This is a genomic window from Paenibacillus forsythiae T98, from assembly GCF_000520735.1.
Taxonomy (GTDB): domain Bacteria; phylum Bacillota; class Bacilli; order Paenibacillales; family Paenibacillaceae; genus Paenibacillus_AQ; species Paenibacillus_AQ forsythiae.
This window is the reverse complement of the sequence record NZ_ASSC01000604.1, coordinates 1-687: the sequence shown is the minus strand read 5'-3', so window position 1 is coordinate 687 and position 687 is coordinate 1. Positions and strand designations below refer to the sequence as shown.

Below are 687 nucleotides of genomic sequence, written 5' to 3'. Positions count from 1 at the left end.
GCCCCGCCATAACGGCGGGTGCGCCGCTGGTACTCGGCCACGGCCTGATGCAGATGCTCCTTGCCGAATTCCGGCCAGTAAATATCGGTAAACCACAACTCGCTGTAGGCCAGCTGCCAGAGCATAAAGTTGCTGAGGCGCATTTCACCGCTCGTGCGGATTAGGAGATCCGGATCGGGAAGCCCTCCGGAGAGCAGCCGGCTGTCAATCAATTCGGCCGTAATCTGCTCCGGCGATAGCTGCCCGGCAGCAATATCCTTCCCCAAACTGCGCATGCAGTCCTCGATTTCCTTGCGCCCCCCATAATTTAGCGCAAAATTCAGAATAAGTCCGGTATTGTGTTCCGTGCGAAGCACCGCCTCGTCCATCGCTTTACGGGTATACGAGGGCAGCGCTTCGCTGTCGCCCATAACACGCACCCGGACGTTCTTCTCAATCAGTTCGTCCAGTTCGATAGCCAAAAACTCTTCCGGCAGACGCATCAGAAAATCGACTTCTTCTTTGGGGCGTTTCCAATTCTCCGTTGAGAACGCGTACATCGTCAAGAATTCAATACCCAGCTCATCGGCTGCAATCGTAGCGCGCTTGACTGCCTTCATCCCGTTCTGATGACCGACTATGCGGGGCAGCCCAAGACGTTTGGCCCAGCGTCCGTTGCCGTCCATAATGATGGCCACATGCCTGGGG

1 protein-coding gene is annotated in these 687 nt (G+C 56.5%); it reads right to left on the bottom strand.

Going from position 1 to position 687, the window contains the following annotated elements; translation table 11 throughout:
- A partial coding sequence (locus L692_RS0118800) for an isoprenyl transferase (protein ID WP_025701618.1) occupies positions 1 to 687 on the bottom strand: 687 nt, incomplete at both ends.